We start from the raw sequence: 1280 nt of genomic DNA, 5'->3' as shown, positions 1-1280 counted from the left end.
GCCACGTCCCTCCCCCCCCTACCGGGGGCATCGTGTGTTACGAAACCCCCCCCTGAACCGCGGGAGGGTTCGGGGGGTTCGCCACAGGCGATTCGAGAAATGCGGTTTTTGCCCCCGGGGTGGGGTTTTTGGGGTGCGGAAAGCCCCGGTTTGGGGGGCAGGAAATTTCCGCCGGTACAGCCTGCGAATCCTGCAGTCGCGGCCGAGAGGAGGCACAGAAATGCCCGTCGGTCCATGTGGTATCTGGGGCTGTGGGGACTGAAACCGCACTGGGGTTGTGTGTCAGTGTCGCACGGATTAGGGATAGGAACGATGTATCTCAGCAATCAATCGTCGTTAGAAGGGCGGCTCAGGTGTTGTTGAGCATCGTCACAAGGGGCTCGGTGGGGGTAACCTTCGTCACCGCCGCCCGTGAGGGACTAGGCCGGTGGCACATTTCACGGTTTTCATCGACCGGTGTCGTCGTCTTGGTCGTCCCACGCTTCGAGTTCGGCGTGTTCCACCGTAACCTTCGAAACGCCTTCAGCGTCGAGAACGCCGTCTTCGGTGACGACGCCCGTCACGAACTCCTCTGGAACGACCTCGAAAAGCGGGTTCTCAGTTGCCACCGACTCCTCGCCGTCGTACAACGAACCGCCGTCTTCACCGATGAACTCGTCGTCGACGCGTATCTTGTCGCGGGCGCAGACGGCGAAGAGCGGAACTCCGCCGCGGTCGGCCGCGAGCGCGACGGGGTAACTCCCGACCTTGTTGACGACGGCACCCGACGCGAGAACCGAGTCGGCACCGACGAGCACGCAGTCGACCTCGCCCGACGCGACGAGGTTCGGAAGCGCCGCATCGGTGGTGAGTGTGGTTTCGATGCCCGCTCGCGCCAACGTTTCGACGACGGTGACGCCTTCAAGTCCGGGTCGTGATTCGGCGACGACGACACTTGGCTGTGCATCTTTGAGGGCCGCGACGACTGTACCGGACCGAGAGAGTGTCGCAACCCGGTCGAAGTCGCGCTCGCGGAGGAGTTGCGCCGCCTCCGCCGCCGCGGTTTCGTCGGCGACGACCGCGCTGTTGATTTCCGCTTCGGTGCGGCGGCGGATTCCCTCCGGACTCCGGTCGGCGTCCGCCATCACCCGATTGATTCGGTTGCCGACGGCGGCCATACTGGGGCGGGCGTCGCGGAGTTCCCGGGCGAGCGAGACCAAATCATCTCGCGATTCTGCCTCGACTGCGGTGTCACGCAGCACCTCCAGTGCGCGGATTGAAATCCAGGCTGAGCCGTGCGT

General features: G+C 64.3%; 1 protein-coding gene. It reads right to left on the bottom strand.

Annotated features, from left to right (window positions below; translation table 11 throughout):
• Positions 1-446 precede the first annotated feature (446 nt).
• The coding region (locus tag QT222_RS00990) for an eIF2B alpha/beta/delta subunit family protein (RefSeq protein ID WP_491476010.1) at positions 447-1280 on the bottom strand (834 nt) is incomplete at its 5' end.

The sequence above is a fragment of the Haloferax sp. s1 genome (assembly GCF_058382125.1).
This window is presented reverse-complemented; position numbering and strand designations above follow the sequence as displayed.